The 2,144-nt window shown below is 64.7% G+C and carries 1 protein-coding gene; it reads right to left on the bottom strand.

From position 1 onward, the window contains the following. Positions 1–2,144: beta strand repeat-containing protein (locus AC1D00_RS38025; protein WP_477014209.1), on the bottom strand; the 2,144-nt coding region annotated here is incomplete at both ends.

The raw sequence follows: 2,144 nt of genomic DNA, 5'->3' as shown, positions 1-2,144 counted from the left end.
GGCCGCCGGAGAGGTTCAACGTTCCGGCCTGGACCTCGATGGCGCCGGTGTTGGTGACCGCGGCCGAGATCGTGTTGAGGCCGGAGACCCCGTAGAGATTGCCGGCGTTGGTCAGATACCCGCCATTGATCGAGGAGACCCCGGACAGGTACAGCTTCGACGTGGCGTCGACCGTAACAGTCCCGCCGTCATTGGCGATCGTGACATCGGCCAGCTTCAGGATGCCGTGGTTGATCGCCTTGACATCGGCCGTGTTCACGATCAGGTCGCCGGAGACGTCGAGTTCGCCGTTGCTCACCTGGATCAGCGCGTGATTTGTGATGGTGTGCAGCGTCGCGGGATCGATCGTCAGCGTGCCGCCGGTGACTGTGATCGTGCCGGTATTGGTGATATCGGCGTTGTTGATCGCGCTCGTGCCGGTCGATTCCAGCGTGCCCGCGATCGTCAACGTGCCGCCGTCGATGACTGCACCGACGAGATCCAGCGTCGAGCCGGACGCGACCGAAACCGCGCCGGTGCCGTTGGTCACTGTCATCGAGATCAGCTTCAGCGTGCCGCCATTGATCGCGGCCAGCGTGCCGGTGTTGGTGACCGCCTCATGGTCGATGTCGAGTTCGGCGCCATTGGCCTGAAGCGTGCCGGCGTTGGCGATGGTGGCCGAGGTGATGGTGGTAAGCGTCAGCAGGCCGCCAACCGCTTCGATCAGGCTGTTGTTGGTGATGGCAGCATCGGTGATCGTGGTCGCCCCGGACGAATCCAGCGTGCCGGAAACGGAGAGTGCGCCGCCGGTCAGGGTCGCCCCCGCCAGTGTCAGCTTCTTGCTGGCATCGACCTTGACGGTGCCGCCATTGCCGATCGCGGCTCCCGCAATGGTGGCATCGTCGAGCGTCAGCGTGACGCCGTTTTCGACCGTGACCGTGCCCTCGTTCAGGGTTGCGTTGCCGTCGATCCTGCTTGCGCCGGTGACATCGATGGTGCCGCCGCCCTTGATGGTGCCGCCGCTGAGCGTGACGTCGTCCAGGGTCAACGCGGCATTGGCATCGACGATAACGTTGCCGCTCGAATTATCGACCGTCGAGCCCTGGTCGATCGTCAGCGCCCCGTTCGCCAGCACCTCGATGGTGCCGGCATTGGTGACGCTCTCATTGCTCAGCGCATTGCCGCTGCCGCTGATCTTGAAGGCCGCGTTGTTGTTCAGGATGCCGTCGCTCAGGACGGCGTTGCCGGTCAGGTCGATTTCACCGTTGCCGGTGATCACGCCTGTGCCGCGGATGCCGGCATTGAGGACGGGGCCACCCTCATCGTCACCGCCGCCGTTGCCGATAACCGGCCCAGCTCCGCTGATCGTCGCGCCGTTGACGGTCAGCTTGCCGCTGGCATCGACGGTGATGTGGCCGGCGTTGGTGACGCTGGAGCCCTGGTCGACGGTCAGCCAGCCATTCGCCAGCACCTTGATCGTGCCCGTGGCTGTGTTGGAGACGCTCTCGTGGGCGAACTCGGCCGTGCCCTTGACGTTGACCGTGCCGGAATTATTCAGCGCGCCGTTTTCAATCAGGCTGGTGCCGTCGAGCTCCAGCGTGCCCAGAATCGTGACGGTGCCGCCGTCGACCGTTGCGGTATCGACGACCAGCGTCGTGCCGGCATCGGCCTTCAGCGTGCCGCCGGCATTGTGGATCGTGGCCAGCATCTTCAGCGTGCCGCCCGACAGCTCGATCGTGCCCGAATTGGTGATCTTGGTGCCGCTGGCGAAATCACCGCCGCCCTGGAGTGTCAGATGGCCGGCATTGGTCAAAACGCTCGTGTCGAGGATCTCGGCCTTGCCGCCGACCGACATCGTGCCGGTCACAGCGTTGGTGAGGATCGAGTCCGCGCTCATGTTGAGCGCGCCTGATATCGTCAGCGAGCTCTGGTTGATCAGCTTCGGCGGCGGCCCGCCGAAATCGTTCATCGTCACCGACTTGGCGTAGGCCGCGCTGTCGATCGTCACCGGATAGGACGGCGTCAGGCCGTGCAGTTGATCGGTGATGACAATGACGTCGTCATTGATCGTCGGGAGGGTGCCGGTTTCCCAGTTCGCCGCGTCCTTCCAGAAGCCGCCGGAGGGCGCACCGGCGTGGTCGGTCGCGATCCACACCACCGCGGGC

The sequence above is a fragment of the Bradyrhizobium sp. P2_E8 genome, assembly GCF_056403875.1.
This window is presented reverse-complemented; position numbering and strand designations above follow the sequence as displayed.